Below are 25,438 nucleotides of genomic sequence, written 5' to 3' on the forward strand. Positions count from 1 at the left end.
CCTTTATTTGTCCCAATTCGGATTCTGTACCAAATTCTCGTTCAACAATAAGTCACCTGTTGGCAGAGGATACAGATAATCACGCGATTCATCGAATTGTTTTGTATTATCCTTAAAACCGATTAAATTGCCGTGGTCACCTTCCGTAAGCTGAAGCACACCTCCGATTTCCACACTTTGCGCAGCGGTAGTCGAAGGGGCAGTACCCGTGTACAACATCAAATCAGGTGCACCGTCTCCATCCAAGTCAAACTCGCCTAATGACGGGAAATACATACCGATAAAATGAGGTTCCAGCAATTTGCCGGCTTTCCATCTCACTAGGTCATCCCAACGGAAACCTTCCATTACCAACTCAATCCGTCGTTCTCTTCTGATTTCCAATATGATTCCTTGGTTGCTTCCCGATACATTCGGATACAAGGCTGCCAATACCGCATCGGGCGACTGATTAGCAAACGTCATATCTAAATTAGGCATACTGACCCGGCTGCGTATCAGCCGGATGGTACGGTCTATATCATCCTGTGTAATAATGCCCAGTTCAGCTTTTGCTTCCGCATAGTTCAACAAGACTTCAGCATAACGGATAAACGCAACATCCTGATACGAAGCTCCGTCACCGTCTTGCGTTTCGTCAGATAAGAACTTACATAGCTGATAGCCTGTCATCGTAGCAGCAAAATCAGGAAGCAAGGTCGCTGTTCCGCCTATACGCTGATACCCCAAAGAACGGATTGTCTGCGCCAAACGGCGGTCACGGCTCTGCATTTCATCGTAGAATCCCATTGTGGCATATCCTGTCTTGCTTGTAAAAGGCATTCCGTTCAGTTGGAGGTAGGAGTCTACCAAGTCTTTTGTCAGGCCGATGTCACGTTGGGTACGTGATGTCAAGTAATAGTTCACATTATGCATCTGGTTCAAAGTCAACGAATAACGGCGTCCCAAAATCACTTCATCCTCTTTTAATGTAGAAGCGAACAAATCCCGATAATCCGTATCCGGATTGCCTGTACTATACAAGGTATAGCCTGATTCGTCCATCACTCTTCCTGCAGCTTCGTAAGCTTTCTGTAGCAATGTATCACTTCCTTGTATACCTAACTCTGTATGATATTTACGGAAAGTACCTTCATACAAACAAACACGGGAGAGAAGGGCCAATGCCGTCCAGCGGGTTACCTGATCAGAAGCACGTTCGTCCCCCAACTTGTCTACGGCTATCTCCAAATCCTGTATAATCTTGCTTACAACAAATTCACGGCTATCACGCGCTTTATACAATAAATCGATGTCACCGGTCTGAATAACCGTTTCATACCAAGGCACGTCGCCGAAGCGTTTTACTTTGTCGAAATAGAACCACGCACGGAAGAACCGGGCTACTCCTTCATACTTATCGCGCCCCGCTTCATCGGTACAGCGTTGGTAATTGTCGAAAAACAAGTTTATTTCACGCAGATCTTCCCAATCCCAGCCTCCGCTTCCTGTTTCGGAAGGAAGAATCCGTTCGTGGCTGCGCTGCTCATCCGGTATGCTGGAATACAGCACATTATCCGTCTTCAGGTCTGCATCGATAATGTTACGGATAGAAGGAAGCTGTTCATAAAAACCGTTTGTGTACAGTCTCAGGTCATCTGCCGTCTTAAATGAATTTTCCGGCGAGATTTCCGCAATGGGATAACGGTCCAGAAAGGAATCGTTACAGGAAACCGTCAATATGCTTCCCACAAAAAGGGAAACCAATTTGATTGTACTATATTTCTTTTTCATAACTGATATTCTTTAGAATTTAATGTCAAAGCCAAAGGCAAATGTCTTGCTGAAAGGATAAGCATTGCCATTACCCAATTGTTCAGGGTCGACAGTACGGTCTGGATTATTCTTGTACAGCGGAGAGAATGTTAGGATATTCTCACCGGACACATACATGCGGATGCTTCTGATAACCTTCAGCTTCTGGCAAATCCGTTCGGGCAAGGTATATCCAAGAGTAATGTTTTTCAAACGCACGTATGCTGCATTCTGAAGATATTTATCTGAAACAACTCTTAACTGTGAGCCTTCGTAATTGCCGCCTTCATTGGCTGCATAAACAGCCAGACGCGGGAAATAGGCATCCGGATTATCCGGTGTCCACGACATGGATTCGATGCTTTTCGGATAGAAGTTCAGGTACTGTCGGGTGAAAGGACCCCAGAAATAACCGTTATCATCACCCGGCCACCAGTCTTGTTTTAATACACCCTGGAAGAATGCGGAGAAATCGATGCCCCGATAATTGAACCCTAAGTTGACACCCAAGGAATATCTTGGTGTGGTATTTCCAATCCGACGCAAATCGCCGTGGTCGCTCAATGTCTGTTTTCCCGGAGTGATTGAACCGTCTTCATCAATGTCCTTGAACTTCAAGTCGCCCGCTACAGGATGATTTACCAGATAATAGTTGCGTATGCGCTGGTTCACCAGCAGCTGGTCGGCATGAGTCAGATATTCGTCATCGGTCTGGAAGAAACCTTCAATCGTATATCCCCATACTTCTCCCAGTTCTTTTCCTACATAGAAATCATCAATGTTCCCGCTCGGATTGTCGAACCGGGTAATAACCGTACGGTTATCTGCAAGGTTTACCCCGATATTATATTCGAAAGGAGCATCCCATAAGGTAAAGCGGTCTCTCCAGTTTACCGACAACTCAAAACCTCTGGTACGCAAGTCGGCTGCATTTTCTTGCGGTTCTTCCGTACCGAACACGGCAGGAAGCTCCTTGCCTTGCGTCAACATATCGCGTGTGTCACGCTGATACCAGTCGAACGAAGCCGAAAGACGGTTGTTGAAGAAAGACAGGTCAATACCGGCATTAATGGTTTGGGATTTTTCCCAAGTAAAATTAGAAGAGATAGCATCGGGAGTACTCAAGTAACTCAAGTTTGCCCCATTTACAATATAATTTCCTTGGCTCACTTTCATTTTAGCGATATAATCGTACTCGCCTACATTCTGGTTGCCCAATGTACCGAATGACAAACGCAGTTTCAGATTGTCCATCCACGAACGCAAAGGTTCGAAGAACTTCTCTTCGCTTACTCTCCAAGCAACTGAACCAGAGGGGAATATACCCAGACGATTATCATGAGGGAACTTGGACGACAAATCAAAACGTCCGTTGAACTCAATCAAATACTTCCCTTTATAATCGTAATTGAACCGATAGAAAGCGGCACGGATGGCCCATTCTGCTTTCGAACCCAGCAGCTCGATATTCTCGCCGGTCGCCAAATTAAATGAACCTAAATCTTCCGAGATGGGTCCGCTGCGCATAGCTACCGTACGCTCCCAGTGTCTCCACTCCTGATTAAACCCGACCATCGCTTTCAGGTTATGCTTATCATTGAAGGTATGGCTATAAGTAGCAAATGCATTGATGGCCTGATATTGCGAATGCCAGTGTCTTTCCTTGTACAATTCTGTATTGGGCTTATAGTCGGTCACTCCCTCTCCACCCGGCTGGTTCGTATGAGGAGTAGATACACGCAACTGGCGTGAGAACGGACTTTCCTTACGGAATGTATAATCAGCGTTCAAGTCCAGTCCCTTAATAGGAGTGTATTGTATACTGAATGTATTCATCAAGTCATATTCCGAATCCGTTCCGTGGCTCTTTCCGTAAGTCAAATCAGCGAAAGTACCGTCGGCAATATCACGCCCCGGTGCATACGGACTGTTTATCATAATGCTTCCGTCGGGATTGTGAGGCAAATACAACGGCGAAGCATGGTAAGTGTATTTCCGCCAGTCTTCATCGTTATTGTTTCCGCTCATATCGCGGGCGTTGGTCACCGGATAATCGTAATCGCTCATATAAATATTGGTAGAGTTGGTAAACTTCAAGTTGTCCAATATCTGAAAATCCACCTTCGAACGCAACGTGTAGCTTTTCATCTTGTCGGGATTGATGCGGTAGATACCGTCGCGCGAATAGAATCGTCCCGACAAGTAATAGCGCACGCGGTCGGAACCTCCGGAGATGTTCAGGTTATGTTCCATCGAAGGCTGGTTGCTGCGGAAAATATAATTCCACCAGTCCGTATTACCGTAATGCACATACCGTTCTACACCATCTATGGTCTTTATCAGCACACTGGGAAGCGACGGGTCTTTCTTGCGGGCTTCCATATAGGCATAGTCTTCTTCGGTATAGCCCAAATACGTACTCGTGTTTTCCATCAGGCTCAGCTTGTCACTCAACCGTGCCCATTCCAACCCGTCTGTAATGAAATTGTCGGTATTAATGGTCGGATTGCTCCATGCAAAATGATTGGAGTAGTTCACCTGTATCTTCCCTTTCTCGGGATTCTTGGTCGTAACCAATACCACACCGAATGCCGCACGTGCTCCGTAAATAGCCGCGGAAGAAGCATCCTTCAGAACCGTAACCGAAGCGATGTCCTTCGGGTTGATGTAGTTCATATCCCCTTCTACACCATCAATCAGCACCAGCGGTTCGCCTCCGTTGATAGAACCTTCTCCACGCACATTGAACGAGGCTTTCTTGTTAATCGCACCGTCGCTGAACGACACATTGAAGTTGGGGATAAGTCCTTGCAGGGCAGACCCCGTATTGGCGCTGATGCGGTGCTCTATCTCCTTGGACGAAATCTGCGCTACGGAACCCGACAAGTTCGCCTTCTTCGCCGTACCATATCCTACAACCACCACTTCTTCCAATACTTCGGTATCTTCTTTCAATACAACATTCGCCAACGCTTTGTCTGTAGCCTTGAACGCCAGTGTCTTGTAACCAATGTAAGAAATATCTATCATCGCATCTTGAGGCACATCGGCAATAGAGAAATTACCGTCCATATCAGTAATGCTTCCGTTCGAACTTCCCCTCACCAATACACTGGCACCGATAACAGGAATGCCGGTTTCATCGGTCACCACCCCCGATACAGTAAGGCTTTTGTCGCTTTTAGATGTTTCCTTAACCTGCTTCTTTGAAATAATAATCATCTTGTCCTGTACAATCCACGTTAATTGCGGTCCCAGGATTTTCGACATTACTTCATCCAAAGAAGAGTTCTGGAATGATGCATTCACTTTCCGGTTCACATCCACTTCGTCTGTCTTGTAAACAACAGACAATCCCGTCTGGCTTTCCACCTCTTTCAATACGGTCTTCAGCGGCGTATCATTGAAGCTCTTGCTCACGGTCTGAGCATTCAATGCCAAAACACCCCAGCCGAATGAAAGGCACAGGAACAGCCTGAGAAAACATTTTCGGTTGTTCATAGTTTAAAATTTTAACGATTAATTGATGTTATATGATAACTCTGATTTTCTTTCTTTACCGAAAAAGGAATAATCTTTTGAAGAGCATCAAACACTTGCTCCAATGTTTCTTCATTACGTAAGGAAACACTAAACGTCTGATGACTCAAGACCTCATCATCTACATAAATCCGGACATCGAAACGGCGGGAAAGCCGCATCATCAATTCCTGGAAAGTTATGTTATCATCTACCAGCTGATTGTTCGTCCAGGCATTCGACTGAGCGGCATTAACCCGCGAATGTTGCAATTCTCCAGTACTCTTTATCAGCTTCATCTCCTCGCCTGGCTGCATATCGACTGATTCGTCCTTATAATTCACTGTTACTTTTCCTTCTATCAATGTAGTAGAAATAAAAGGGTCCTCCTCGTATGCCGACACATTGAATTTAGTACCTTTCACCACGACATCATACCCATGTGTATGGACTGTAAACGGAACACCTCCGTTTTGTTTCACTTCGAAATATCCTTCCCCATCTAGCACGACCACACGGTTTTTCGCATTGAAGCCGGTAGAATACTTCAAGGTAGACCCACTGTTCAACCAGACCGAAGAACCGTCTGCCAAAAGAAGCCTTGTCTTATCGCCCAAGGGAGTCTCATACACAAAATAAGATACTTCCATTCCGGTATGGACATTGCGGTAAAGTATGGCTACTGATAAGCAAACCAATACCAATACTACAGCAACAAAAGAAAACATACGCCGGAAAGTGAACCGATGTTTCGGAAACATAGGCATTGCGGCCTCATTGGCAAGCATCCGTGTATGAAGACGCTTCCATTGTCTCTCCACATCGGCATTTGTCTGCCCTGAATTCAACCACTCGCGTTCCCATTTCCGAAACAACGTGAAATGACGGGAATTTTCATTGATGAAATCAAACAAAACACTTTCTGCATCCCTCGGAATTTTCCCCTCGAAATACAAAAAAGCCAAGTTACGTATATAAGAAAGTCTATCCATAAAATTCGTTTTCTATAGATAGAACAATCTGAAAGATAATTACCCAACCCCCCCAATGCATTTTTCTCAAAAATTTTTTTTGAATCAGTACATCAGAAATTGTTTTGAATTTATCGTGTACTTATACTATGCGCGGTATGCATTTGTGCATTTTGTTGATGTCACAATTCCTGTATGCTGTCTCCGTTCCGTTCACCGCGCATTACTAAACTGTACTTTGTCAGACTCAGATGATTTAAAAGGTTGTCGTTATTATCTTCTTCTCCCAGCGCAGATAACTTCGTCTGGTATAAGATTAATAATCTTCCGCTTGTAAGATTAATAATCTTGCAGCCTGAAGATTAATAATCTTACAGCGAATGGACTTATATGCGTTTGCCGATACACCTATATCCGCAGGCTTCCGCAAACGGCTGCGTCTTGCTATGATTTTATCCGGAAAGGCGGTAATCGGCAAGCATTTGTTCGAATGCTTACGAAATTTAATCAGACAATGGGAAATAAACCGAAAGCATCAGATAGTATTGATGTGAAATTTTCAAATCACAGAGGCAGAAAATGCACATTTTGATGCCGTTTAAAGTATAGCGTTTAAAGTATAGAAACTGTTTTGAATTTTTCCAAAAAGTTTTTTTCATCCCAAATCAGCACACGATAAATCCAAAACAATTTCTTAAAAACAGGCTCTACTTGAAAAGCAAAAAAGACATAATAATAAGGTAGTGACTGTAAGACGTGTTGTCCTTCAAATAATCAGAAATAACCTTAAGAGACTTGGAGATATGCTTCTCTACCGCTGTTGTAGATATGCCCAACATTTCAGCTATCTCCCGATTTTTCAACCCTTTAAAACGGCTAAGCAAAAATATTTCCCGAGAACGGGGGGACAATTGTGACAAGGCTTTATCTATCTGAACTTTCAAGTCTTCATATAATATAGGCTCGTCGGCACTCAACATCAGGTCGGCAGAATATAATCTTTCTTCGCCATCCAATATGTTCAGATAGTCAATAGAAACATGATGCACCAACGCTGTATGTTTCAGATAATTCAAACAAGCATTACGAACCATTAGGAAAAGCAGAGAACCTAGAGATACCGCAGACAACATTTGCCTTCTCTCCCAGAAAGTCATAAAACATTCTTGAAGAATATCTTCCGCAGTCTCTTCGTCACGCACAAACCGTATAGCATATCCTAGCAATCTCGGATAAAACCGCTTGAACAGATATTCAAAAGCTGCATGATCACTTTGCTTTAAGTCACTCAGCAAATCTTCTTCTGTAGAAAAACGATAGATATTCGGTTGATTCAGTTGTACTACCATATTATATTTCCTAATTTATACAAATTCGTATATCACAAAGTTAAAGAATTAGTTTCATTCCTTGTCTAAATTTCTACAAATATTTCTCCATAATCCCGCAAAATTGCTATCATCCATCATTTTTGTTAAAATTCTGTTTCACTCAGAAAGTATTTTGAATTTGTCATATAATGATTGGAAATGAGTTTCCGAGGCATTTTTGCTTTTGCGATATGACAAACCCTATAACCCGGTAACGAAAAAACAAGCAAAAGACTCTCCACTTTCCGAAAAAATAGTATCTTTGTCACAAGATCAAGGTATCTTTATTTTTCACAAAAAGCAAACTATAATCTATGGCATCGTCTATACTGATAGTGGAAGATGATTTGGTTTTTTCAACCATGATGAAAACATGGCTGACGAAAAAGGGATTCGAAGTAGACACGGCAAGTACCAATGCACGGGCACGGAAGCTGCTTGCCGAACACAGGTATGACCTGATTCTGTCCGACCTGAGACTACCCGACCAAGACGGCATCCACCTGCTGGCATGGCTGCGGAACCAGTCTTGCCATACCCCCCTCATCATCATGACCAGCTATGCGGAAATACAAAGTGCCGTAGAGGCCATGAAGCAAGGAGCAAGCGACTACATCGCCAAACCCGTACAACCCGACGAACTGCTGAAGAAAATAAAAGAAGCTGTCGAAAATGCGGAAGCGCCTGCCGCCCCGGGAAGTGAAAAAACGGCTCCACCTGTCACACAAAACTTCCTGGAAGGGGAAAGCGAAGCGGCACACCAACTGTTCAACTATGTACGCCTGGTAGCTCCCACGCAAATGTCGGTGCTGATAAACGGCGCAAGCGGAACGGGCAAAGAATACGTGGCACACCGCATCCACGAACTGAGCAAACGTAACGGCAAACCGTTTATCGCCATTGATTGCGGCTCAATCCCCAAAGACCTGGCAGCATCAGAGTTTTTCGGACACGTAAAAGGCTCATTTACAGGCGCACTGACCGACAAGGTGGGTGCTTTCGAAGAAGCAAACGGAGGCACACTCTTTCTGGACGAAATAGGAAACCTGAGCTACGAAGTACAAATACAGTTGCTGCGTGCCCTGCAAGAACGGCGCATCCGCCGCATCGGTTCGACCAAAGAAATCGAAGTGGACGTACGCCTTATCTGTGCCACCAACGAAAACCTGAAAGAGGGCATTGCCAAAGGGACTTTCCGCGAAGACCTGTACCACCGCATCAACGAGTTTACCCTACGCATGCCCGACCTGAAAGAACGCCGGGAAGACATCCTGCTCTTTGCCAATTTCTTCCTCGACCAGGCAAACCGCGAACTGGAACGCAACCTGACCGGATTTGACGCGGCGGCAAGCGAAGCACTCCAACGCTATCCGTGGCCAGGCAACCTGCGCCAGCTGAAAAACGTAGTAAAACGTGCCACACTGCTGGCACAAGGCAACTTCATCACTCCACTGGAACTGGGGGAAGACATACTGAATCCGCTGGCAGAAACCAACGACACACCATTCAGCCTGCACAATGGGGAACAGGAAAAACAGCGCATCCTGCACGCCCTGCAACGTACCGGAAACAACAAAAGCAAGGCGGCACAACTGCTGGGCATAGACCGGAAAACGTTATACAACAAAATGAAACTGTATAACATGATGAATAATGAATGAACTTGAAGCCCGCATATGTGTGGAATAATTCCACAATATTGTGACAGATTTCCACACATTCCCCACATCCCTCTTCAAGCCCAATCCGGGCACAAGGCTCATTATCAGCATCCTGGGAAAGTCCAACGGACCTGGCACGGCATTTGCCCTACATTGGGTGTAAGAGAGAATTGAAACAAGAAAAAATTAAAGGAAACTGGACTAAACAAAGGCTAAACTATTACCCAACCCCATAAATAAAACAAGTCAAAAATTAGTATTTCAACATACTATCTTTTGATAAAATGAAGATGCCTATGTGTTAATAAGGAAAGAGGATGCTGTGAAGCATCCTCTTTTTGCTTTCTTGTGTAGCCTGCGTCCGATGATAGCTCCAGACTTTCCTTTCCACCATGCCTTATACCGACAATACCGATTACGAAGGGTATTACCAACAGGTGCTTTACATCATCTTCACCTTGACGGGATATTATGTAGACGTAGAAGCGCACACCTCGAAAGGACGGATAGACGTGGTAATGCGCACCGTACATATAAATTATTCCTGCCCCAAAGGATTGCCATACCGGCAAAGATTTATTAACTTTGCATCAAACCCTATAAACAACACCCATGAGATACTTAGACCCTAAGGCCGACCTGACTTTCAAGAAAGTATTCGGCGAACATCCCGACCTGGTCATCAGCCTGCTCAACGCATTGCTGCCTTTCGATAAGCCTGAAGAAGAAATAAAGGAAATCGAATACCTGACTCCGGAACTGGTGCCGGAGACACCGCTGAAGAAAAACAGCATCGTAGACGTGCGCTGCAAAGACAAAGCGGGCAGGCAATTCTTGGTGGAGATGCAGATGCTTTGGTCGACCGCCTTTATGCAACGCGTGCTCTTCAACGCCTCGAAAGCATACGTGCGCCAGCTAGGAGGAAGGGAAAGCAAATACGAACTGCTACAGCCCGTCTATTCACTCAACCTGGTAAACGATATTTTCCTACCGGATGTACCGGACGCTTACCACGACTATCAAATCGTTCAAGTGGAGCATACAGACAAGATTATCGAAGGACTGAGGTTTATCTTCGTGGAGCTTCCCAAATTCAAGCCACAAAATTTCAAAGGCAAGAAAATGGCGGTGCTCTGGCTGCGCTACCTCACGGAAATAAACGAACAAACCCGCCAAGCCCCCAAAGAACTGCTGGAAAATCCGGAAATCAGCAAAGCCGTAACAGAAATCGAAGAATCCGCCTTCAGCGATGCGCAACTCTGGTGGTACGATGACTTCTGGGATGCCGTACGGGTAGAGAACACCCTGATAAGCGATGCTTTGCGGGAAGGTATGGAAAAAGGCATGGAAAAAGGAATGGAGAAAGGAATAGAGAAAGGCAGACAAGAAGGAATGCAAGAAGGCATAAAACAGAGTAACATCCAAAATGCACGCGGCATGAAAGCAGAAGGCATTCCAACTGAAATCATAGCTAAAATAACAGGTCTCACACCTGATGAAATTGCAAAGCTATAAAAGAAAAAGAAGAAGCGAGACTTATCTGGATAATTCACACTGAGACAAGCCTCGCTTCTTTTATCTATACCATACGCACTTGGGACCTTACATCTATTTCATGCGAAGCATTACAACAAAAGAGTTATTTCAATGATTCAAAAGGAGTAATAATATAGAAGCATAGGCTTCTACCCCCTTTAACACCTTATAATTATAATCCTTGAAAGGCTTTCCACAGATTGCCGGCGGGCACGGGAGCCGTAACCACTATCTGCTCTTTCGACACCGGATGAACAAAACATACCTTTCGGGCATGAAGGCAAATACTTCCGTCGGGATTGGAGCGCGGAAAACCATACTTCAAGTCACCCTTTATCGGGCATCCTATTTTTGCCAACTGACACCTTATCTGATGATGACGTCCTGTCTTCAGGTCAACTTCCAGCAGGTAATAATTTTCCGAATGCCCGATAAGGCGGTAATGAAGTACCGCCTTTTTCGAGCCATTCACCTCTTTATCATAAGCATACGACTTGTTCTGTTTTTCGTTGCGCACCAGATAATGCACCAATTCACCTTCTTCGACCTGAGGACATGTCTTGACAACTGCCCAGTAAGTTTTTTTCACCTCACCTTTGCGGAACATCTCATTCAGACGCGCCAATGCCTTACTGGTCTTGGCAAAGACCACCAATCCGCTCACAGGACGATCCAGCCGATGTGTCACTCCCAAGAAAACATTGCCGGGCTTGGCATATTTCTCCTTGAGGTATTGCTTTACCGTCTCCGACAGAGGCACATCCCCCGTTTTGTCGCCCTGCACGATTTCAGAAGCAGTCTTATTGACGATAATGAGATGATTATCTTCGTACACTACGGTCATACACTCGGTCGGGGCAACATTACATGTTCATACCGCCATCTACCTGAATCACCTGACCCGATACGTACGACGACATATCCGATGCCAGGAACAAAGCGATGTTTGCCACATCCTCGGGCGTACCGCCACGGCGCAACGGAATGCGTTTGTTCCATTCTGCCTTTACTTCATCTGACAATTGTGCAGTCATATCGGTGATGATGAAGCCCGGAGCAATGGCATTGGCACGGATGCCACGCGAACCCAATTCCTGAGCAATAGACTTGGCAAGACCAATCAAGCCAGCCTTCGAAGCTGAATAATTACATTGTCCGGCATTGCCATGTACACCTACCACCGAAGCCATATTGATGATATTACCACTACGCTGGCGCATCATAATCGGCGTGCAGGCATGAATGAAATTGAAAGCCGATTTCAAGTTGACGTTAATAACAGCGTCCCATTGTCCTTCGCTCATACGCATCATCAGACCGTCTTTGGTAATACCGGCATTGTTAACCAAAATATCAATAGAACCGAAGTCGGCGTGAATTTGCTCTACCACCTTGGCGGTATCTTCGAAATTGGCAGCATTTGAGGCATAGCCTTTTGCCTTGACTCCCAAAGCGGCGATTTCGGCTTCGGTCTTCTTTCCATTTTCATCAATAACCAAATCTGTAAATGCAATGTTTGCTCCTTCAGAAGCAAATTTCAATGCAATTGCCTTACCGATACCGCGTGCAGCACCGGTAATGATAGCTGTTTTTCCTGTTAATAATCCCATAATCTTTAAGTTATTTAGTTTTTTGGTTTGTAAGTTTGTTAGTTTATAAGTTTTTTCAAGTTAAACGTAGTTACTTGAAGGACAATAATCCTGCTGCTGAAACCGATGCTAAAAGTATTGACATCTAACTCCTAATTGGCATTTTTACAATTTTCTTCCCAATGCCCCGTAGACAATCTTTGCTACGTAACGCCAGCCGATTTCATCGTCAAGGTCTTCGCCTATCTGACCGCGTATGTAGGGCACCTCAATCCCTTTTATGCAATAATGCAGAATGTCGGCAGTTATCTCCACATTGTCGATATCAAACAGTCCCTGCTCTTTTCCTTCCTTCAGCACAGTACGGAAAAGCTTCATTTCATTGGCATCAAAATGCTTGCGCATTGCTTCCACACGCCAGATATCGCGAAAGAAATTGGCACGCAGCGTACCGTTGCGATATACCGCCAGCTTGACAATATCCAAATGGGTGGAAATAAGTTGAAGAATCTTTTCATCAGGAGGAATATCTTTCTGGGCAACTTTCTCCATCGTATCGGAAAGCATTTCCAACTCCGACTTGACTACAGCCATATAAATCTGCTCCTTATTTTTAAAATAAGTATACAGCGTACGGCGTCCCTTTTTTGAAGCCACGGCAATATCGTTCATTGTCGTAGCATCCACTCCTTTCTTGGCAAAAAGCTGTCGGGCTACGTCTACTAATTTTGCTCGGGTCTTCAGTACGGTCATCGTTAATCCTTAAAATTGCACAACATCTACATAACGTGAGCAAAAGTACAGTTTTTCTTCCGACTACACAAATTTTTTTTATTGTCTTTTTGGAGTTAAAAGAAGTCAGAAGGAACCAAAGGGAAAATAAAAATGCAGACATGCATATTGTCTTTTTATAGTCCTCGAAAACAATTCGCAAAATTAACCTGGGCAAAGAAACTGTTTTGAATTTATCGTGTGCTGGTTTGAAATGAGTTTTTGAGGCATTTCCGTTTGTGTGATGAGAAAGATAGCGGACTATCTGACGAAGGACAGAAGCGGAAAGGACAAAAAAACCGCCCAAAGCACACACGAAAACGAATACATCAAACCAAGAAAAACTTTTTGGAGAAATTCAAAACAGTTAAACAAGCTCCATATAAAATCTGCTGCAAATCCGAAGAACAAGCGAAAAAAATCTGCAAATCATTTGCATATTTAAAAAAAAGTCTCTACCTTTGCACTCGATTTAAGAAAACAATGATTAACATCGCGGAGTGGAGCAGTTGGTAGCTCGTTGGGCTCATAACCCAAAGGTCGTCTGTTCGAGTCAGGCCTCCGCAACTAAAATATTGATTAACATCGCGGAGTGGAGCAGTTGGTAGCTCGTTGGGCTCATAACCCAAAGGTCGTCTGTTCGAGTCAGGCCTCCGCAACCAGAAGCAGGAGAGGAACGGAAGTTTCTCTTTTTTGTTTTATACGGATATAGGAACATGCCTGAAGAAACAAAAACCCCTCTTTCCCTACTGCTTCCCTACCGAAGTCTAATTTTCAACTGAACACTATGGCACGTATCTACAACCAACTGACCGAACTTATCGGCAACACTCCTCTTCTAAAGCTGAACCGATTAGGAAACGCACATCATGTCCAAGCCTCCATTATGGCAAAACTGGAATACTTCAATCCGGGTGGAAGTGTGAAAGACCGCGCCGCGCTTGCCATGATAGAAGATGCCGAACAGAAAGGGCTTATCGCACCTGGAGCCACCCTCATCGAACCGACCAGCGGAAACACTGGTATCGGAATGGCATGGATAGCCAATATCAAAGGGTATAAAACCATCCTCACCATGCCCGAAACCATGAGCGTGGAACGACGGATGCTACTGAAAACAATGGGAGCACAACTGGTACTCACACCGGGAGCAGAGGGTATGAGCGGAGCCATCCGAAAAGCAGAAGAACTGCACCGTGAACTACCTAATTCTATTATCTTAAAGCAATTTGAGAACCCTGCCAACCCACTTGCCCACCTGCATACAACGGCTGAAGAAATATGGCAGGATACCGATGGAAAAGTGGACGTGTTTATAGCCGGGGCAGGAACTGGAGGCACGATAAGCGGAGTAGGAAAAGGACTGAAAACCCATAATCCCCACATCGAAATCATCGCTGTAGAGCCAGACAGTTCGGCTGTATTATCGGGAGAAAAAGCCGGAAGCCACCGCATTCAGGGCATCGGTGCCGGATTTGTCCCGAAAAACTATTATCCGGAAACAGTAGACCGCATTATCCGCATCAAGGATGATGACGCCTTTCGTATCGAAAAAGAACTTGTCATAACCGAAGGTCTGCTGACAGGTATCTCATCTGGAGCCGCCGTATGCGCTGCCCTTCAGCTTGCTGTACAACCGGCTTATACCGGTAAAAACATTGTGGTGCTTCTACCTGACACAGGAGAAAGATATCTTTCCACCTTTTAAGAGCCTGTTAGTTAGAAGGAGTTAAAAGCCTATTGGTTTTCAACTCCTTTTAACTCTGTGAAATAACTCCTTCTAACTCCTTAGTCTTAAAAAAGCTTCTCTATATCTTCCTCTTTCAGCACAGCCAGTACGGTCTTGCCATCGGGAGTATAATTAGGGGTAGGAACGGCAAAAAGTTCGTCCACCAGATTATTCATCTCTTCTGCCGTCAAGACTTGTCCCGGCACAATGGCCGAAGCTTTTGCCAGCGATAAGGCCAGCGCCTGCTGTATTTCTTCTTTCACGTCCTTACCTTTCTCCATCGCAGTCTGAACCAAGTCGGTCACCAACCGCTCTGGATTCAGTCCTTCGATGCCTGCGGGTACACCATTGATGGCATACGAGCCTCCACCCAAATTGCTCAAATCGAATCCCAAAGCTTTCAAATCGTCCATAATCGTTTCCAACACCGGTATTTCGGAGACAGAGAAATGTACCATCTCAGGGAATAACATGCGTTGTGATACGTGCCGCTTGTCGGCTATCTGCTTCATATAACGGTCGAACAAGATGCGGATGTGCGCCCGTTGCTGGTCGATAATCATCAGCCCCGATTTTACGGAAGTCAGTATATAACATCCTTTATACTGGTAATGCTGTGTAACGCTCTCTTTCACGGTTGCTTCGGGATGTGCATCGTAGAGTGTAGGAGAAGCCGGCTGTATTTCTTCCGTATGCCAGCTATCCTCAGAAGCGGGTGTTTCCGCTTCAGGCTGCCAGGCATTGCTTTTCCGCTCCAGTCCCTCGAACAAAGGCTCCCATTGCGTATGCTTCTGGCGAGAGGAAGAAGGAGAATACGAAGAGGGAGGAGCCGTTGAAGTCTTTACATCAAACGGATTGTAAGAAGGATCATACGATAGTGACGGCTGCACAACCCCAGCTTGCTGGTCGGGCTCAAATGCCGGAATATCGGGCATCCCTTCGGTATCGAAATCAATGGAAGGAACAGCATTGAAACGTCCCAGTGTCTCTTTCACCGCCGCCGAAAGGATTTGCCAGATAGCCTGTTCGTTTTCAAACTTGATTTCAGTCTTGGTAGGATGGATATTGACGTCAATATTGGCCGGTTCCACCTCAAAATAAATGAAATAAGATACTTGTTCGCCCACGGGTATCAAGTGTTCGTAAGCATCCACCAATGCTTTATGAAAATAAGGGTGGCGCATAAAACGTCCATTGACAAAGAAGAACTGGCGGGCGCCTTTCTTACGTGCTGTTTCAGGCTTACCGATAAACCCGTGTATTTGCACCATACTGGTAGTAACGTCAAGCGAAAGCAATTCCTGATTCAGTTTTTTGCCAAACACGCCCATAATGCGCTGGCGCAAAGGCAAGACAGGGAGATTCAACATTTCCGTGCCGTTATGATGCAAAGTGAACGAAATGTCAGGATTCACCAACACGATGCGTTCGAACTCGGTCAGGATATTACTCAGTTCTGTCTGGTTCGACTTTAAGAATTTGCGCCGTGCCGGCACGTTGTAAAAAAGATTCTTCACACTGAAATTACTTCCGCAAGGACACGCCACTGCTTCCTGCCCTTCTACTTTCGAACCGGAAATAGTCAGCAGTGTTCCCAGCACGTCCCCTTCCTGACATGTACGCAATTCCACCTGTGCCACTGCAGCAATAGACGCCAGGGCTTCTCCTCTGAATCCCATTGTGTGGAGGGCAAACAAGTCGGATGCCTCACGAATCTTCGATGTCGCATGCCGCTCGAATGCCAGCCGCGCATCTGTTTCCGACATTCCTTTCCCGTCATCAATTACCTGTATACACGTTTTTCCAGCATCCGTTATCAGCACATCTATATGATGCGCACCTGCATCCACTGCATTCTCCACCAATTCCTTTACCACGGATGCAGGACGCTGTATCACTTCGCCCGCCGCAATCTGATTAGCTACGGAATCGGGCAACAAACGTATCACATCGCTCATATATTCTATACTCCTAAAGAAATTTCATCTGTCAACTATCTGGTATGGAAGAATCGGCTTCCTCCACATTCTCCTTTTCCTGGTTTCCAGCCTCTGTTTTTCCGGCATCACTTTCCGACGGAGCCTTTTCTTCCACTTTCTTTTCAGGTTGGGCCAACTTGTCAAACAAGTGCTGGTTCGGAAGTTCTATCGGGCCACGTACATTCTTCTTCAACTGATCTTCTGCTTTCTTGGCACGCCAGTTGAAAATATCCTCCTTATTCAACGGACGGATGTAATCGAACCACACAAAGTTCTCCAATTTGTCTTTCCCTTTCGGAATCATCAACATCGGATACAAAGTACCGTTCGACTGGGGGCTCATTACCATCCGTTCCAATTTCTGGTGCTCCAGATAGATTTCCAGTTTACTCGTCTCAGACACATTCATACCAATCAGCGTACTGTCCGAATCCATCGGATAATAGACCAGGCGTACCGAGCCGATAACTTCAGTCTTATGCATTTCCCCATCGCGGAAATAGGCTTTCATCTCCTTTCCCGTCACCTGATTATACATTGTCGAATCCAATTCTTCTACCGACAATGCCTGATTGATGATATGAGCCCAGTCAATGGTGCTGTCATTCATATAAATGCATATCTTCTCTCCTACCAGTTGTTGATTCTTGTTCCACAAAATAGGATCCTGGTACATTGTCAGACAACTGTCTTTGGTAGAGAATACCAGCGAATCTGCGACTCCCTGCACATCCGTACGATAGAAACGCACCTTATGAAAAGCCTGCATCTCCCTGAACATCGTATCCGTATCCAGATGGAAAGTGCGCATCATCAGCGTATCACCGTGAAGAAACAAACTGTCCCCCTGCGAATAATCAATCCCCACCGCCTTATCGGTAGCAAAGGCAAACTTGGTCTTCTCATTATAAAAGCCATATTCGCCGGTCATCATATTCTTGTTGATGGTATCGGTCATCACCATGTTGCGGAATGCTTCGCCCGTTCCTGCATCACGGTCATAATACAAGGTATCACCAGTCAGCTGTTTCCCGTCATTGGTCAGAATCGAGCGGTTGTACAAATAGGCTTTTCCGGTCATCGTATTATATGTACCCAGCTCGGAATAAATATGGTTATTGTCACTGTCTATATCCGACGGCCCCACGATGTTGGCTATCTTCGTCAGCGTATTATATTCCAGCGTATCCGAAGTCAGCGTAAACTGCGGGTTAACCAGCTGTACGTTATAATTGAACACCGATTGCTTCGTACTGGGATTGTATTCACCCCATTCCGAAGTCAAGACGTTCTGTTCGTCCATCAGTGTTCCTCCGTCAAAAAAATAGCCGAGATTGTACACACGGTCATAGTTCAGACTATCAGTCAGCAACGTAGTATTCTTATTCTCCATCCGTACGTTCATACGTACTTCAGCAATCTGCGTATTCCCGTCATAAAACAATCTGTCTCCATACAGAAAAAGCGTATCTCCCTGATTCATCTTGACATTGCTGAAGGCTTCAAACGAACTTATCTTGTCATAATAATAAGCACTGTCGCAATACATATACACACTATCGTGCCGGAAAACGACATTGCCCACCACGACCTGTGCATCAGGATGACGAGAATCTTTCCGCAACAAGTCCGAATGTATCAGATAAACCTTGCTCTTGGGTTGCTGTTTCTTGGGAGTTGTCTGTTTCTGAGGCATTTGCCGCTTTTGCGCCACCGAATCCTCCTGCGTCCCGGCTATCTGCGAACGGAGCGGTTTCTGCGCCAAAAGACAAAAGCCGAAAAGGCATAGGACACTCACCAAAAGCGCCCTATGCCCGTTTATCCTATATTTCCTGTTCTTTTCTTTTTGCATCATAACTTTTTCAGTTCATCGCTTAATCCATCCCGGATATTTGAATTCGCAATTGCGCCATTTCGGACTGATACGCACATAAGTGTTCTTCTGCTTGTCAACAATCCATTTCTGAAGCTTCTCTTCGCTCCTCTTTGAAGTTACCATCGCCTTCAGACGCTGATAGTCTTCCGTAATGGTAGCCTTATGTCCGTCAATGCGGTTCTTCAGTTTCACAATGGCACACACCTGCTTGCCGCTTGAGTTAATCATCGTAAAAGGTTTTGAGATTTCCCCGATCTGCATGCCTTCCACAACTTTCGCTACATCTTGCGAAACCAGTCCGGCAAGTTCCTGCATCTCGAAACGGGAAGTATTCGATTGCGGATTGGCAAGCAAACCATGATTGTTTCGGGTATCCTTATCCATCGATATCCACGTGGCGGCATCATCAAACGAGAATTTTTCTTTCCGGATGTCATCGGCAATGGAATCCAGACGCGCCAAAGCAGCATCAATGTCTTTTTGGTCTACTTTGGGACGCAACAGGATATGACGGTAGTTCACACGGTCGCCTCGTTTTTCTATTAATTGTGCAATGTGAAAACCAAATTCCGTTTCGAACACCTTCGACACCTTTTTGGTATCTGTAAGGTTAAACACCACATTGGCAAATTCGGGAACCAATGCACCACGGCCCGTAAATCCACCTTCACCACCACGGCGTGCCGTACCAGGGTCTTCCGAATAGAAACGTGCCAAGGTAGAAAAAGAAGTCTCGCCTTTATTTACCCGGTCGGCATATTCACGCAACTGTGCTTTCACCCGTTCTATCTCTTGCTCCGAAATTTTGGGCTCCTGCGTAATAATCTGCACCTCCACCTGTGTAGGTACGAACGGAATGCTGTCTTGAGGCAGTTTGTTGAAATAGTTACGCACCTCGGCAGGAGTGAGCTTGATGTCGCCCACGATTTTCATCTGCATTTCTTGCACTGTCTTGCCGTCGCGGACATTCTCACGAAGCATTTCACGGATCTGCGTGTAAGTCTTATTATAATATTCTTCCATTTTCTCCCGCGAGCCGATTTGTTCAGTCAGCCACGAAATGCGTCGTTCCACCTCTTGAATTACATCCTGGTCGGACACCACGACACTGTCCAGTTCTGCCTGATGCAAGAAGAGCTTCTGCACCGCCAGTTCTTCTGGAATCACACAATAAGGATCACCGTCGAAATGCCTGTTTTCGTATTGTGCGTTCAAACGTTCGTTTTCTACATCTGATTTCAAGATAGCCTCGTCACCCACTACCCAGACGACCTCATCTATTACATTGTCTTGGGCATAAGCAGAAATCCCTGCCAGCAACAACAGCATGCATACACACCATCTGATTACTCTAAACTTATTCATTGTCAGGTTTATAATAAATTATGTCATTAGCCTCCGAAGCCTCTTTATATAAATCATGCTTCATCTGATTTATAAATTCCACACGCTTCAGATTAATTATCATTTCTTTTATCTCATTCTTGGCATATTCCAGCGGCAGGCGGTCACCCTTCGGAAGAAACTTTTCCACATGCAGGAAATAACAGAAAGCCGTATCACGTACCTCCACATTCTTGTTCCGGTTCAAATAATCGGGATCTGTATCCAACGCATCAAGGGGAAGTTTCAATGAAAATTCCGACACCGGACGCCAACGGTCGTAAAAATAATCATAACTCACTGCATGGGCAATGCTGAACTTTTCCAACCTGTCCACAGCCTCCTGCGTATGTTGCTTGTACCATTTCCGCACCAGATTCAAGTTTTGCGTATGCAAAGGAACTTTGACAAACACACCTTGTATGTAAGGTTGCTCTGCTTGAAATTGTCCGGCATGCCGCTCATAATACGCACTGATTTCTTCCTCACTCACCTCGTTGCCCAACTTCTGTCTTACCAGTTCTTCCTGATAAGCATGCATAATCAGTGCCCGCCGGTAAGCCTCCACCTGCTGGTCTATCTTTACATTGTCGGGAATATTCCCCTCTGCCTTACGGTAAAGCAAGTTATCTTCCACCCAATTACGGATATACGCCTCGGCAAATTCTACGCTGTCTTTCCCTTTCACACCTATCGGCATCGCCGCATCCACGTCTTCTTTGTACAGAAACGCATCCCCCACCTCCACCAGCGGGGTTTTCCCCTGATGGTTGAGCGTCTTGGTGCAAGCAGTCAAGACCAGCAATCCTATGGTCAAGAAACATCCTTTATTCATCTGTGACGTTTTTCGTCTGAAAGAGCGAACGAAGATACAGTTTTAATCGATTACTTCCGCTACAATTAACGGTTTTTATATATCAAAGTACGCAATTTTTCGTCATTTTACGATTAGAAAAAACATAGAAGAAACTTACACATTTATGAACCGCATAGCTGCCTTGCTTGTAAGATTATTAATCTTCACGCCGAAAGATTATTAATCTTCACACTGTAAGATTAATAATCTTACAAACGATGCAGCTATATGGCGAAGAGAACAAAGCTTGCTTGTCATGCCGGATATGTGAGCCGGCGTAACGGAAGAAGCGGATTGGCTATCCAGCATGACACTGGAAAACAGGAATAACACCGGCTGTGTGTATTCCATAACAACTCCCCTTTAACTTCCTGGTGACTAAATGCCGACATTCAGCTGATATTTTCTTCATTTTCCAACACGCGTCCTTAATTCTTCCAATTGTCTCATTTTCAAAGTTCTGACAAAATCCGTTTTCACTTGTCCATACACATCTGTATAATTTTCCGGTCCCTTCTTCAACCGTTTACCTACCACAATAGCATACGGATAACGTGGGTCATGCGGCATCTCTCCACACTTGAAAGCCAACTTATCGATATACGGATTCTTTCCTATCTGAAACAATCCTACCTGTATCACAGCATCCACCTCGGGATGTTCTGCCTGCCACATCCGAAACACCTCTTCCATCTGCTCCATCGGAACTTTTTTCAAACATTTGCGAATGCGTGAAGCGCTTTTTTTATCTTTGCAAAGCACTACAGCCCCTTTGTAATGTGGAAATTCCCATGCATAAGCCTTCTTGTTAGCTTCGAAAAAATGCTTCAATTCATTTTCATCGCTAACATCAGGCAAAGGATGACGAACATCCCACCATGCCGCCAGCATACAGTTCTTTACCTCCGTCAGACAACGTTCCACTGCAACATCTTTTCTTTCACCGTGTTGCCATTGCATATAACGCGACCGGTTAAGTGCCGGATTTTTCTCCCCCAACCGGTCCAGATAAATCTCCAGAAAAGGACTTGCTTCCTCATAACTGATAGCCGGCTTCCGGTCGACTAATTTGATAATATGCACGCCCAACGGCGACAAAAACGGTTTCGTATAGGTTCCCTTCCGCATTGTATCCAAACGACAAGAGAACTCCCTCAGCAAAGCCACCGACGGACACCATTGTGCTTCGCATCCTTGTTCCAGATATATCTCGAAAGGCATTCCGCCCTGCAACGAAACATACACCGAATCCATTTGCCGGCAAACCTGCCCTACTTCGTTCCGGGTAGCACGTTGCGGAAGCAACCGGACAATTTCTTCCAGTTTCACCCAGCCTTTCGCCGAATAACGTTCCACACTTTCACGGTAAAGCGCATGCAATACAGAATCCTGGCGACCTGCATCAAGCAACACCGCCCGCAATGCCTTTCCTTGTTCCACCTTACAACGGTGACGGAAAGCAGGCACGGTATCCCAGCCACAACGTTTGGCATCTGCCACCTTCAGAAGAAACAATTCATCATCCAATTTATCGGCATAAAGAAAAGAAGCAGCCTTCAAAAAACAAATGAAAAGAATCAAGATTCTGGACAATTTCATACGATATGCTTATAAAAACGAAAGACACAAAGACACAAGATATTTACAGTTCTATCTACGAAGTACAACCGCTGTAAATCGTAAACAAGCAGTAAATAAAAACTTGGTGTCTCTGTGCCTTTGTGTAACAATATCTTATCCTTATTGCGGACGACTGTAGTTAGGAGCCTCGCTGGTAATCGTCACATCGTGAGGATGACTTTCCAATACACCTGCATTGGTAATACGCGTGAATTTCGCATTGTGCAATTCCAGAATGTTATGCGCACCACAATACCCCATTCCTGAACGCAAACCGCCTACTAACTGATAAATCACCTCATACAATGTACCTTTGTAAGGAACACGTGCCGAAATGCCTTCCGGAACCAGTTTCTTTACATCGGTGGTCGAACTCTGGAAATAACGGTCTTTCGAACCATTTTCCATAGCTTCCAAAGAACCCATGCCGCGATAAGACTTAAATTTACGTCCGTTGAAAATAATGGTATCGCCCGGTGACTCTTCGGTACCAGCCACCAATGAGCCAATCATTACGCAATAACCACCTGCAGCCAATGCTTTGACTACATCACCCGAATAGCGCAAGCCACCGTCAGCAATCAAAGGAACACCTGTACCTTCCAATGCTTTTGCCACATCATAAACAGCAGACAACTGAGGTACACCTACACCAGCAACCACACGTGTAGTACAGATAGAACCCGGACCAATACCTACCTTCACAGCATCAGCACCAGCCTCCACCAGCATCTTTGCCGCATCACCCGTAGCCACGTTTCCTACCACGATATCAATATCAGGGAAAGCCTTCTTGGCTTCTTTCAACTTTTCGATAACATACTTCGAGTGTCCGTGAGCCGTATCAATCACAATAGCATCGGCACCAGCCTTTACCAACGCTTCCATACGTTGCAACGTATCATTGGTTACACCTACACCCGCAGCCACACGCAAGCGACCTTTAGCATCCTTGCAAGCCATCGGTTTATCTTTTGCTTTGGTAATGTCTTTATACGTAATCAGACCTATCAGTTTACCATTCTCGTCTACTACCGGTAATTTCTCGATTTTATTCTTCTGAAGGATATCCGATGCCGTTTCCATATCCGTACCCGGAGCTGTAGTCACAATGTTCTCCTTGGTCATCACCTCGTCGATACGCTTATTCATGTCACGCTCAAAACGAAGGTCACGGTTGGTCACGATACCTACCAGATAGTTTTCGTCATCCACTACCGGAATGCCGCCAATCTTATATTCTGCCATGATATCCAGCGCATTCTTTACCGTGGAACCACGTTTAATGGTCACCGGATCGTAAATCATACCATTCTCGGCACGCTTTACGATAGCCACCTGACGTGCCTGCTCTTCAATAGGCATATTTTTGTGAATAACACCAATACCTCCTTCGCGGGCAATAGCAATTGCCATCTGCGCTTCGGTAACGGTATCCATGGCTGCCGTCACAAACGGAATCTTCAATTCAATGTTGCGTGAAAACTTAGTCGTGAGATCGACTGTTTTTGGTAAAACTTCTGAATAGGCAGGAATCAACAATACATCATCGTAAGTCAATCCGTCCATCACTACTTTATCTGCAATAAATGACATAGGGTTTATGTTTAGATTTTATTGCGTGCAAATGTACGAATTTTATTTGAATCTAAAAAATAGCAAGACATTTTTTCACTTATTTCTCCTGTTTTTTAGGTTTCAGGCTCTTCCAAAGCAGCAATTTGCTTTTCATGATACTGCCACCCTATGCCGTTCTTACCTCACTACTTTTCTTTTATAAATGCTATCAACGTTTCGATATTTCCACAAGCCACAGGCTCTCTACCTGCGGGATGCCATACAAATAAATCTGTTTCTCCAGAACCGGCATCAATATATGCTTCCGATTCCACTTCACGGTCGGCATAAATGGCATAACGGCGTAAAGCTTTCTGCACCATGTCATATCGATACCCCTCTCCTGTCAGCCTGATGCTTCTTACATATTCGGGCGCAATACGGAACAATCCGCTCCGGCGATCGAATGCAATACCCTCGCGGGTAAAGAAAGTCTCCAATGTACCATCCAACGAAAGATCTTCGGGAGTCCCGACAACTACCCCCTGCCGGTCCATCAACCAAAGCTTATCAGCTATCTGAAGTGCCAGCTCAAGGTCGTGCGTAGAAAGAAATACGGTCTTATCCAAACCATGTGCCAGCGTGCGCAGCAAACGCATCATTTCTACCTTGCTGGGAAAATCAAGAAAGGCGGTCGGCTCATCCAACAAGATGACCGGAGTCTGTTGTGCCAAAACCTTGGCTATCATCACCTTTTGACGTTCTCCATCGCTCAAAGTATGTATCATACGGTCAGATAATCCGGCAATACCTACCTGTTGTATCGCCTCTGATACGATACGCTTATCTTCTTTGCCCAGTGTTCCCCAAAAACCTGTATACGGACTTCTTCCCAAACCTACCAGTTCTTCCACACTCAGATTGGTCACTTCGCACCGTTCTGTCAATACAATGCCTATCAGTCTGGCAAGCTCCTTATCTGCATAATCCGACAAACGTTTGCCTGCTATCCATACTTCCCCAGCCAAAGGAGGTTGGGAAGCCGACAAAGTACGCAATAAAGTAGACTTTCCAGCCCCGTTCGCCCCCAGCAAACAAGTCAGTTCACCATTATAGACAGATGCATTAATATCCGATGCCACACGTATCACACTGTGTTTTCCAGTATAACCGGTAGAAAGGTGCCGAAGCTGAATTACAGGTTTTTCCATCATACATGCCAAACAT

Annotated in this window: 16 protein-coding genes, 2 tRNA genes and 2 pseudogenes; 6 read left to right on the top strand and 14 right to left on the bottom strand. The window is 45.1% G+C overall.

The annotated features are described in order from the left end of the window. Nucleotides 1-3 precede the first annotated feature (3 nt). From B5F71_RS01990 to B5F71_RS02005, 4 genes are all read right to left on the bottom strand, one after another. On the bottom strand, nucleotides 4-1,773 hold the full coding sequence (locus tag B5F71_RS01990; RefSeq protein WP_087207411.1) for a RagB/SusD family nutrient uptake outer membrane protein: 1,770 nt from the start codon (nucleotides 1,771-1,773) through the stop codon (nucleotides 4-6). A gap of 12 nt (nucleotides 1,774-1,785) precedes the next feature. Beyond that, the gene (locus B5F71_RS01995) at nucleotides 1,786-5,295 is read right to left on the bottom strand and encodes a TonB-dependent receptor (protein WP_087207413.1); all 3,510 of its coding nucleotides are present in this window, start codon (nucleotides 5,293-5,295) and stop codon (nucleotides 1,786-1,788) included. 11 nt (nucleotides 5,296-5,306) lie between these two features. After that, on the bottom strand, nucleotides 5,307-6,305 hold the full coding sequence (locus B5F71_RS02000) for a FecR family protein (protein ID WP_087207415.1): 999 nt from the start codon (nucleotides 6,303-6,305) through the stop codon (nucleotides 5,307-5,309). 686 nt (nucleotides 6,306-6,991) lie between these two features. Next, nucleotides 6,992-7,606 (bottom strand): RNA polymerase sigma-70 factor, encoded by a 615-nt coding sequence (locus tag B5F71_RS02005; protein ID WP_087207452.1) that lies wholly within the window; start codon nucleotides 7,604-7,606, stop codon nucleotides 6,992-6,994. Nucleotides 7,607-7,968: 362 nt separating this feature from the next. On the opposite strand from B5F71_RS02005, the gene B5F71_RS02010 reads away from it, so the two are divergent. The 3 genes and pseudogenes from B5F71_RS02010 (at nucleotide 7,969) to B5F71_RS02020 (ending at nucleotide 10,830) form a co-directional block, all read left to right on the top strand. Further along, nucleotides 7,969-9,315 (top strand): sigma-54 dependent transcriptional regulator, encoded by a 1,347-nt coding sequence (locus B5F71_RS02010; protein ID WP_087207416.1) that lies wholly within the window; start codon nucleotides 7,969-7,971, stop codon nucleotides 9,313-9,315. A gap of 371 nt (nucleotides 9,316-9,686) precedes the next feature. After that, nucleotides 9,687-9,842 (top strand): annotated as a pseudogene (locus B5F71_RS20910) (PD-(D/E)XK nuclease domain-containing protein); the annotation flags it as partial. Nucleotides 9,843-9,927: 85 nt separating this feature from the next. Next, nucleotides 9,928-10,830, top strand: coding sequence for an Rpn family recombination-promoting nuclease/putative transposase (locus B5F71_RS02020; protein ID WP_087207418.1), 903 nt, complete (start codon nucleotides 9,928-9,930; stop codon nucleotides 10,828-10,830). Between the two features lie 193 nt (nucleotides 10,831-11,023). Here the strand turns inward: B5F71_RS02020 and B5F71_RS02025 are convergent, their stop codons facing one another. From B5F71_RS02025 to B5F71_RS02035, 3 genes are all read right to left on the bottom strand, one after another. After that, nucleotides 11,024-11,695, bottom strand: coding sequence for an RNA pseudouridine synthase (locus tag B5F71_RS02025; RefSeq protein ID WP_087207421.1), 672 nt, complete (start codon nucleotides 11,693-11,695; stop codon nucleotides 11,024-11,026). A gap of 19 nt (nucleotides 11,696-11,714) precedes the next feature. Beyond that, a complete protein-coding gene (fabG, locus tag B5F71_RS02030; RefSeq protein WP_087207423.1) occupies nucleotides 11,715-12,461 on the bottom strand; it encodes a 3-oxoacyl-[acyl-carrier-protein] reductase in 747 nt (248 codons plus the stop codon). 144 nt (nucleotides 12,462-12,605) lie between these two features. Beyond that, nucleotides 12,606-13,193 carry a TetR/AcrR family transcriptional regulator gene (locus B5F71_RS02035; RefSeq protein WP_022041035.1) on the bottom strand — a complete coding sequence of 196 codons (588 nt, stop codon included), beginning with the start codon at nucleotides 13,191-13,193 and terminating at the stop codon, nucleotides 12,606-12,608. Nucleotides 13,194-13,705: 512 nt separating this feature from the next. Between B5F71_RS02035 and B5F71_RS02045 the strand changes: the two genes are divergently transcribed. From B5F71_RS02045 to cysK, 3 genes are all read left to right on the top strand, one after another. Then, nucleotides 13,706-13,778 (top strand) — tRNA-Met (locus B5F71_RS02045). Nucleotides 13,779-13,797: 19 nt separating this feature from the next. Further along, a tRNA-Met gene (locus tag B5F71_RS02050) sits at nucleotides 13,798-13,873 on the top strand. Nucleotides 13,874-13,998: 125 nt separating this feature from the next. Then, nucleotides 13,999-14,919 (top strand): cysteine synthase A, encoded by a 921-nt coding sequence (cysK, locus tag B5F71_RS02055; RefSeq protein ID WP_087207427.1) that lies wholly within the window; start codon nucleotides 13,999-14,001, stop codon nucleotides 14,917-14,919. An 86-nt stretch (nucleotides 14,920-15,005) separates the two neighbouring features. On the opposite strand, the gene mutL is transcribed toward cysK, so the two are convergent. The 7 genes and pseudogenes from mutL to B5F71_RS02090 all read right to left on the bottom strand — a co-directional run bounded on the left by mutL (nucleotide 15,006) and on the right by B5F71_RS02090 (nucleotide 25,425). After that, nucleotides 15,006-16,898: a DNA mismatch repair endonuclease MutL gene (gene mutL, locus B5F71_RS02060; protein WP_087207429.1), complete on the bottom strand. Its 1,893-nt coding sequence runs from the start codon at nucleotides 16,896-16,898 to the stop codon at nucleotides 15,006-15,008. Nucleotides 16,899-17,055: 157 nt separating this feature from the next. After that, nucleotides 17,056-18,774 (bottom strand): annotated as a pseudogene (locus tag B5F71_RS02065) (OstA-like protein); the annotation flags it as partial. A gap of 12 nt (nucleotides 18,775-18,786) precedes the next feature. Next, entirely contained in the window at nucleotides 18,787-20,160 is a 1,374-nt protein-coding gene (locus B5F71_RS02070; RefSeq protein ID WP_087207431.1) for a peptidylprolyl isomerase, read from the bottom strand. After that, nucleotides 20,153-21,013, bottom strand: a complete 861-nt coding sequence (locus tag B5F71_RS02075; RefSeq protein WP_022041030.1) for a peptidylprolyl isomerase — start codon at nucleotides 21,011-21,013, stop codon at nucleotides 20,153-20,155. The genes B5F71_RS02070 and B5F71_RS02075 overlap by 8 nt, the downstream gene beginning before the upstream one ends. 429 nt (nucleotides 21,014-21,442) lie before the next feature. Further along, nucleotides 21,443-22,633, bottom strand: a complete 1,191-nt coding sequence (locus B5F71_RS02080) for a peptidylprolyl isomerase (RefSeq protein ID WP_087207432.1) — start codon at nucleotides 22,631-22,633, stop codon at nucleotides 21,443-21,445. A gap of 141 nt (nucleotides 22,634-22,774) precedes the next feature. Beyond that, on the bottom strand, nucleotides 22,775-24,250 hold the full coding sequence (gene guaB / locus B5F71_RS02085) for an IMP dehydrogenase (protein WP_087207434.1): 1,476 nt from the start codon (nucleotides 24,248-24,250) through the stop codon (nucleotides 22,775-22,777). A gap of 167 nt (nucleotides 24,251-24,417) precedes the next feature. After that, a complete protein-coding gene (locus tag B5F71_RS02090) occupies nucleotides 24,418-25,425 on the bottom strand; it encodes an ABC transporter ATP-binding protein (protein WP_022041026.1) in 1,008 nt (335 codons plus the stop codon). Between the last annotated feature and the right edge of the window lie 13 nt (nucleotides 25,426-25,438).

Source organism: Bacteroides sp. An269 (assembly GCF_002159755.1).
Lineage (GTDB): Bacteria > Bacteroidota > Bacteroidia > Bacteroidales > Bacteroidaceae > Phocaeicola > Phocaeicola intestinalis.

Excerpts from the sequence above, each read along its gene's own strand:
- B5F71_RS01990 (WP_087207411.1), bottom strand. The coding sequence starts at position 1,773 with ATGAAAAAGAAATATAGTACAATCAAATTGGTTTCCCTTTTTGTGGGA.
- B5F71_RS01995 (WP_087207413.1), bottom strand. The coding sequence starts at position 5,295 with ATGAACAACCGAAAATGTTTTCTCAGGCTGTTCCTGTGCCTTTCATTC.
- B5F71_RS02000 (WP_087207415.1), bottom strand. The coding sequence starts at position 6,305 with ATGGATAGACTTTCTTATATACGTAACTTGGCTTTTTTGTATTTCGAG.
- B5F71_RS02010 (WP_087207416.1), top strand. The coding sequence starts at position 7,969 with ATGGCATCGTCTATACTGATAGTGGAAGATGATTTGGTTTTTTCAACC.
- B5F71_RS02020 (WP_087207418.1), top strand. The coding sequence starts at position 9,928 with ATGAGATACTTAGACCCTAAGGCCGACCTGACTTTCAAGAAAGTATTC.
- B5F71_RS02025 (WP_087207421.1), bottom strand. The coding sequence starts at position 11,695 with ATGACCGTAGTGTACGAAGATAATCATCTCATTATCGTCAATAAGACT.
- fabG (WP_087207423.1), bottom strand. The coding sequence starts at position 12,461 with ATGGGATTATTAACAGGAAAAACAGCTATCATTACCGGTGCTGCACGC.
- B5F71_RS02035 (WP_022041035.1), bottom strand. The coding sequence starts at position 13,193 with ATGACCGTACTGAAGACCCGAGCAAAATTAGTAGACGTAGCCCGACAG.
- cysK (WP_087207427.1), top strand. The coding sequence starts at position 13,999 with ATGGCACGTATCTACAACCAACTGACCGAACTTATCGGCAACACTCCT.
- mutL (WP_087207429.1), bottom strand. The coding sequence starts at position 16,898 with ATGAGCGATGTGATACGTTTGTTGCCCGATTCCGTAGCTAATCAGATT.
- B5F71_RS02070 (WP_087207431.1), bottom strand. The coding sequence starts at position 20,160 with ATGAATAAGTTTAGAGTAATCAGATGGTGTGTATGCATGCTGTTGTTG.
- B5F71_RS02075 (WP_022041030.1), bottom strand. The coding sequence starts at position 21,013 with ATGAATAAAGGATGTTTCTTGACCATAGGATTGCTGGTCTTGACTGCT.
- B5F71_RS02080 (WP_087207432.1), bottom strand. The coding sequence starts at position 22,633 with ATGAAATTGTCCAGAATCTTGATTCTTTTCATTTGTTTTTTGAAGGCT.
- guaB (WP_087207434.1), bottom strand. The coding sequence starts at position 24,250 with ATGTCATTTATTGCAGATAAAGTAGTGATGGACGGATTGACTTACGAT.
- B5F71_RS02090 (WP_022041026.1), bottom strand. The coding sequence starts at position 25,425 with ATGATGGAAAAACCTGTAATTCAGCTTCGGCACCTTTCTACCGGTTAT.